Origin of the sequence: Aeromonas sp. s4 (assembly GCF_040907855.1) — a bacterium.
Taxonomy (GTDB): domain Bacteria; phylum Pseudomonadota; class Gammaproteobacteria; order Enterobacterales; family Aeromonadaceae; genus Aeromonas; species Aeromonas caviae.
This window is the reverse complement of sequence record NZ_JBFOCP010000007.1, coordinates 1-6,623: the sequence shown is the minus strand read 5'-3', so window position 1 is coordinate 6,623 and position 6,623 is coordinate 1. Positions and strand designations below refer to the sequence as shown.

4 protein-coding genes are annotated in these 6,623 nt (G+C 48.0%); all 4 read left to right on the top strand.

The genetic code is table 11. The features are described 5' to 3' along the window. Positions 1–327: 327 nt before the first annotated feature. The 4 genes from AB5Y89_RS01820 to AB5Y89_RS01805 all read left to right on the top strand — a co-directional run bounded on the left by AB5Y89_RS01820 (position 328) and on the right by AB5Y89_RS01805 (position 6,469). Positions 328–1,956: a PAS domain-containing methyl-accepting chemotaxis protein gene (locus AB5Y89_RS01820; RefSeq protein ID WP_368222784.1), complete on the top strand. Its 1,629-nt coding sequence runs from the start codon at positions 328–330 to the stop codon at positions 1,954–1,956. A 599-nt stretch (positions 1,957–2,555) separates the two neighbouring features. Then, the gene (locus tag AB5Y89_RS01815) at positions 2,556–2,954 is read left to right on the top strand and encodes a hypothetical protein (protein ID WP_322131824.1); all 399 of its coding nucleotides are present in this window, start codon (positions 2,556–2,558) and stop codon (positions 2,952–2,954) included. Positions 2,955–3,125: 171 nt separating this feature from the next. Beyond that, positions 3,126–4,013 carry an alpha/beta hydrolase family protein gene (locus AB5Y89_RS01810; RefSeq protein WP_368222783.1) on the top strand — a complete coding sequence of 296 codons (888 nt, stop codon included), beginning with the start codon at positions 3,126–3,128 and terminating at the stop codon, positions 4,011–4,013. Between the two features lie 380 nt (positions 4,014–4,393). Continuing rightward, the gene (locus AB5Y89_RS01805) at positions 4,394–6,469 is read left to right on the top strand and encodes a pentapeptide repeat-containing protein (protein ID WP_322131822.1); all 2,076 of its coding nucleotides are present in this window, start codon (positions 4,394–4,396) and stop codon (positions 6,467–6,469) included. Positions 6,470–6,623: the final 154 nt, after the last annotated feature.

Genomic DNA, 6,623 nt, shown 5'->3' with positions numbered 1-6,623 from the left:
CTGCAGGATCTGAAGACCCTGCTCTCCACCCATCTGCAGATAGAGACCCAGATGCCGGCTCCGGTCAGCGAGCCGGATCTGCCCGCCTGAGGCTGGCGGAGGCCCAGGCCCCGCCTTGCCAAATTGCGAAACCCGCCCCGCCATTGCCAAAACGGCTCCCAAAAAGCGAATCCTGACGGCAGGGGCGGACGCGAGCCCGGGCCATGTTCCCCCCACTACGGGTTTTGAGCGCAAAAGAGACATATAGAGCGCAATTTAAGCGTTTTTGGGCACTCTGGTGTACGAATTGCAACCAGACTCTCTTTCCTCTGTCAGGCAGGAAGTACCATGAGAGTCAATCAACCCGTTACCCAGCGTGAGCGCCTCTACCCGTCGCACCAGAACCTGATTTCCACCACGGATCTGGAGAGCCGCATCACCTATGCCAACGACGAGTTCTGCCAGATAGCCGGCTTCACCCTGGAGGAGCTGCAAGGGGCGCCCCACAACCTGGTCCGCCACCCCGACATGCCCCCCCAGGCGTTTGCCGACATGTGGCGCCATCTGCGGGAAGGCAAAAGCTGGATGGGCCCGGTCAAGAACCGCTGCAAGAACGGGGATCACTACTGGGTCAACGCCTTCGTCACCCCCATTCAGGACGCAAGCGGCAAGGTGGTGGAGTACCAGTCGGTGCGCACGGCGCCGGACGACGCGGTCAAGCAGCGTGCGGAGCGGGTCTATGACGAGATGCGCCGCGGCAAGACCCCCCGGGCCCTGCGCCTGCCTCCCTGCTGCCACACCCTGGGGATCCACCTCTGCCTGATGGCGTTGCTGGCCAGTCTGGTCACCCTCGGCTATCAGCACGGTCCGGGCTGGCCTCTGCTCATCGGAGCCCTGCCCCTGGTGGTTGCGCTCGTCATCTGCCAGACCCTCTCCCGGCGCCTCGCCCGGCTGGAGACCCTGGCCCGCCACCGTTTCGACAACCCCTTGATGCAACTGCTGTATACCGGCCGGGTCGATCGTCTGGCTGCAGTCGAGCTCGCCATGAAGATGAACCAGGCCGAGTTCAATGCGGTGCTGGCCCGCACCCAGCAGACCTGCCAGCAGATCGTGCAGGCGGCGCAGACGGATCTGAACAATGCCGAGTCCATCACCGGCAACCTGCAACAACAGCAGGCCCAGACCAACCAGGTCGCGACCGCCATCACCGAGATGACGGCGTCCATTCGCGAGGTCTCCCACAGCTCGAGCGCCTCCTCGGACAGCCTGGACAACACCGCCGTGCTGTTTCGGGAGGGCAATCGCAGCGTGCTCGATACCGTGGCGGCGGTGGAAGGGGTTCACGGCGAGCTGCTCACCTCCCGCGCCGTGATAGAGGCGCTGGCCAGCCAGTGCCGCGCCATCGACGGCATCCTGGACGTCATCAACAACATCGCCAACCAGACCAACCTGCTGGCCCTCAATGCGGCCATCGAGGCGGCCCGGGCGGGCGAGTCCGGTCGCGGCTTCTCGGTGGTGGCGGACGAAATCCGCACCCTGGCCATCAAGACCCAATCCTCCACCGGCGAGATACAGCAGATGATAAGCCTCTTGCAGGCCAGCGCCGACGATGCCCAGCAGGCCATGGCGCAAGGGGAGCAGCTCTCCGCCAGTTGCCGCCTCAAGGCCGCCGCCACCGGCGATATCCTGCAACAGATAAGCGAACGCCTGTTGCAGGTGACCGCAGGCAGCAACCAGATAGCCCAGGCGGTGCAGGAGCAGTCCCTGGTCACCCAGGACATCCACCACAGCGTACTGGACATCAAGCGTCTGGCCGACGACTCCAGCCAGGGCAGCCGCCACGCCGTGCAGGGCATCATTGCCCTCGTGAAGCAGCTCGGGGATCTGGAGCGGCTGGTACGCCAGTTCCAGCAGCATCCCGCCACCCGGCCAACCAGCACCGCCCTGACCAGCGGCCAACCCCTGCTCGCCCGCTAAGCCTTCACGGAGGAAACCAGACCCAAAGACCGTGCGCTAACAATAAAAACGGGCCCCTGCCGTCACCGGCAGCGGGCCCCTCTTTTGGGTGGTGCATGGGCGTCTGAGCGGGTTTCAAATTCGAGTCGTCGACTGAACCCGCGGGTCTTTCACCCCGTCCCAACCACCTGCTCGTCCGTGCCAGGCCGACCCTCTCGGCTGCACCGCATGGCCCTCGGCAGGGCAATGGCCTTGCTCACTCCCCCATCCATACACCGTGAATGTTGGGCGTTGGGCCTTGAGCGTTGAGCGGGAAGCGGGAAGCGGGAAGCGGGAAGCGGGAAGCGGGAAAGCGTCGGCCTTGAGATCCCTCTTATCCAACCTGCCGCAGGCCCCCGCAGCCCCCACCCCCCAATTTATTGATCTTGCCCGAGAAATCGCCCGCTCCCCCTTCCCTAACCAGCTCCGTTCGGTAACATGGCAATCGGGATCACCTCTTGTCGGAGTCAGCCATGAACCAGACCGGAGCCACAGGGAAAGCGCAGCAGGCTGGAGGCTGAAATTCAGGGGCGGTAGCCTTGCCTGAATGTTGGGAAGATCACGACCAAAGAGGTAAAAGTTTGAAAAGAAAACCAATAATAAAGCTTTCTCATATTCAAGAAGTTATCAAGTTATTTGATTCAATAAGCCAAGACGCGAGCTTACCTGATTCATATTACGAGATGTCTCGTTATATAAGCTCAACTGAATATGATGAAATGAATTTGTATGAACTTTCTTTTGAGCCTTATTTATCTATAGCTAAGCAATGTAACATGAGCTTTTTCGCCCTGTATCGGAGCAAACAACGAATATATCTTGCTCATTGTAACGATGCCGGTCACCCCCCACCTCGATGGGAAGCCCATCCTATCAAATTATCCCAACTTAAGGATATTGAGTTGATGATGTTTTTATTGCGAGATCACGCCTATCAGCTAGTGCTCAGAAACAAGCAAGGTTTAGCCTATGAAATTTAAATAATTCAATATTCCCAAATAGATAAACCGATAAGATTGATAGCATGTGATTGCCACATTCTTCTTGGTATCAATCATAAAAAAAATACAACCATAATATTCAACATGAAAGTTCTATTAATATTTTTTGGTTTTCTCTTTTTGACGAGTTCGGTGAACTCTCAGGAGATCATGACTCGCACAGCCAGCAGGGATGATGGTTCGTTTATCTCCTATTATCTTGTCCAACATATCCATGACACAGATACACTGCTGTTGATCCTGCAAGGCTCTGATTGCAATAGTGTCTTGAAAATAGAGTCCATACTCACCGAGTATAAAAATGTCTGGCCAGAAGCTGATGTGTTGCTAATCGAAAAGTACGGCATTAATCGCAAATTAAAATACAGTAAAGATGCCGAACGCAAGGATTGCCCTGCTCAGTACCTTGAAAAGGACAACCCTGCGCAGCGGGTCGCGGATATCAAAACAGTGCTCGATATCGTTAGAAAAGATGGGCAATACAAGACATTTATCCTCTTGGGCGGCAGTGAAGGTGCCGTTATCGCCAACCGGGTGAGCGCAGATATTGACTCTATCGATGCCACCATCGCCTTTAATGGTGGTGGCCGCTGGTTTATCGATGACGTCTCACACAGTATCGCTGTCAAACATAACAACCCCGATGAGGCGAGAAAAGAGATCGACGATTTCAAAGGGTTTGCCGAGCATGTTCTTAACAGCAAACCCTTTGAGCTTGACGTGAGTGGACACGGTTATCATTGGTGGCAGCAGATGCTCTCCATCGATCAGTTTGATATCCTTAAAAAGGTAAAGTCTCCTTTGCTGATCGTGCAGGGGGGAATGGATACTTCGGTATCACCGCAAAAAACAGATGAGTTGGTGCAGCGCCTTAAAGAACTCGGGAAGAACAATATCGAGTATCGGCGTTACGAAGCACTGGATCATGGGTTGAAAGACAGCGACGGGAAAAGCCTGCGCAAAGAGGTTATCCGCGATATAAATATATGGTTAAGATCAAAGCTAGGCAATCCAGCCAATAAATCCAGCGACAACTGATTGAAGGTAGACTGGCTGGTGAATATCCTATTTATACCGTGATAGCAGTTTGTTAATTCTCCTCTTGCCGAAGTCAGCTATGAGTCAGACCAGAGCCACACCACAGAGAAAACGTAACAAACTGGAGGCTGATATTCAGGGGCTGTAGACTTACCTATCCTCTCCATTGCCGATTCATTAACTTTTTTGAACCGTGCTGATGGTTTCTCTGAAATAAGAAGTAATTTTTATATGTTTATATGACACCTATTATGGTTCAATTCTCTTTCATGGAGTACGGCATTAACTGCTTACCGCCTCTACATGACGACTTAAACATGATTTCTAGCTTCATCAAAGCTCTATATTTTATTTTCATCCTTAGCAACCTTTGAGGCCCCATGGAAACAACTAGTTTTATTTCTACAAAAGTGGCGACTAAATTATTAAAGGCACTAACTAGCGTATTAAAAAACAACATTGACAATAGAAATAGAGAATTAATTAGAATTAATGATGTTTTTGGAGATTGTCAAGAACTTGCTAAGTTTTACATTCAACCTGACTGTCAACAGGTTAATCCTGCAGATGAGCTTGAGGATGAAACTATATCATCAATAAGAGCTGGGATTTTTGAAACTATAAACAAATTTTTTAATCGAGATATATTAACTAGAGATGGTGCGAGCCAGATGTTTGTCCTCGCCGATGCTGGTATGGGGAAAACCTCCTTGTTGATGATGATTAAGCTTAGCCATTTAATGTCTTTCTGGCCAAAAACTTACCAATGTAAACTCCTAAAATTAGGAGAAACGACCTTAAGTGACATTAGTAAAATAGAAAACAAAACTCAAACTGTTCTCTTGTTAGATTCATTGGATGAAGATACTCAGTGTAAGCAAGGAGGTACAATTAATCGATTAACAAGGATACTTGAAGCAACTAGTTGTTTTTACCGTGTAATAATTACTTGTCGCACACAGTTTTTTCCTGCAATAGCAGAATCTGCATTCAATACTATGGGGAAGATATCATTCAATAATTATGATTGCCCATTGATTTATCTTTCTTTATTTACAGATGAACAGGTGGATGCGTATTTGGAAGCGCGTTACCCCAGAAGATTAAAGTTCATATTTAATAAATTTCAAAATCCAAAGTTACATGATGCTAAGCAATCGATAAAAAGTATAGGTTCACTTCAATTCAGACCGTTTTTATTGTCCCATATAGAGACCTTATTGGAAAGCCACCGACAGGGAGCAACCGAGTATGAATTATATAAAGGTTTAGTAGATACATGGTTAAATCGTGAAGTCATCAAATTAAGAACACATCACAACAAACGACTTAATAAGGAAGACTTGCTTAAAGCTTGTATCTGGTTAGCTGAAACGATGCAGCGACAAGGTACTCACACCGTAGCTTTAAAGCATATTCAGCAATTATGTCATCGTGAATCTCATATTATTTTATTAAATGATCCCGCAGAGCGAGTTATCGAGGGAATTGACCATATAGATATTGGTACAAACTCTCTGCTAAATAGAAATTCATACGGTGAATTTAGATTCTCACATTTAAGCATTAGAGAGTTCCTGATAGTTTATGGCGTTGAACTTGGTATTCTTACAGATGGAAGAGATCCATTCAATAAGACTGATAACATTCTTAAATTTATTAAAACTGTAAATCAATACAAAGTAGGGCTATTCTTCAATGAGAAAAAGGGATATTTATTAACTGGTTTCAAGCTTCTAGATAGCCATCAACTAAGAAACTTAAATTTAAAACATGCATCTTTAGAATATAGTGATTTAAGAAAGGCATCATTTAACTCTTTAAATTTGGAGGGCGCAAACCTTCAAGGGGCAAACTTGGATGAAGCCAATTTAAAAGGTGCAAATTTAAAAAGAGCTAATCTTCAAGGTGCAAGTTTTCGGGGGGCCAATTTACAAGATGCAAATTTAGATCAGGCAAATTTACAAGGTGCTTGTTTTAATGGAGCAATTCTTGATGACGCAAGTCTAAGTCACGCAATCCTAATTGACGCACAATTAACCACATTAACTTCAGATACACATAACCAGAATAATACCAGCCTAAAGAATGTGAATTTCCAAATGGCAGACTTAAGTAAAGCAAACTTAGAGGGCTCCGATTTAACTGAAGCATATTTAACAGATGCAAAGCTTCATAATTCATTACTTTCTCGAGCAAATTTAAGGAATGCTCGACTTAGTGGCGCTGATTTTAAGGGGGCGATTTTAATTGAAGCCAATCTTGAGAATGCTGATCTTACCCAATCAGATCTTGGTGGAGTTGATTTTACAAATGCAAATTTTCAAGATGCCACACTGACAGGTAGCGATTTAACTCAAGCTCGTCTAACTGGTTCAAATATAAATAACGACCAACGAAATTCAGCTGTTTTTAGAAAATATGAAAATGAAAAGAAGCATGAGATAATGCCATGAAAAATATTTAAATTTAATTTCTCAACCCCGTAGATTCGAATAGTAAAGCTCATTCTGACTGTACAGATCTAGTTATCGCCTGACACCGGCCTCAAACCGGCGTCTTGTTTACGCTACTTTAGTGCGCACTTCCTTCGGTATCAATTTCAGACCC

Excerpts from the sequence above, each read along its gene's own strand:
- AB5Y89_RS01805 (WP_322131822.1), top strand. The coding sequence starts at position 4,394 with ATGGAAACAACTAGTTTTATTTCTACAAAAGTGGCGACTAAATTATTA.
- AB5Y89_RS01810 (WP_368222783.1), top strand. The coding sequence starts at position 3,126 with ATGACTCGCACAGCCAGCAGGGATGATGGTTCGTTTATCTCCTATTAT.
- AB5Y89_RS01820 (WP_368222784.1), top strand. The coding sequence starts at position 328 with ATGAGAGTCAATCAACCCGTTACCCAGCGTGAGCGCCTCTACCCGTCG.